Here is a 333-nt window from a genome sequence, read left to right on the forward strand (position 1 = left end):
GCAGAACCTGTGCTTACTGCGGAGTTCAAAATGTACCCCTTGAAGTTGAGCATATTCAGCCTCGGTCTAAGGGTGGCTCCGATCGGCTGTCTAACCTGACCCTGGCTTGCCACTCATGCAATCAAGCCAAAGGCAATGGGGACATTCGGGATTTTTTATTGGGCCTGCCAGATTTGCTAGGTCGCATCCTCAAGCAAACCCAATCACCACTTAGGGATGCGGCTGCCGTTAACTCCACCCGATGGGCATTGTTCAAGGCTTTGAAAGCAACAGGACTTCCAGTCACCACAGGAACGGGCGGACAAACGAAGTTCAATCGACTTCGGCTCAATC

General features: G+C 52.0%; 1 protein-coding gene. It reads left to right on the forward strand.

Annotated elements, in window-relative coordinates; all coding sequences use genetic code 11:
• The coding region (locus AC0QH1_RS05830; protein WP_324629988.1) for an HNH endonuclease at positions 1–333 on the forward strand (333 nt) is incomplete at both ends.

Source organism: Phormidium sp. CCY1219, assembly GCF_055795085.1.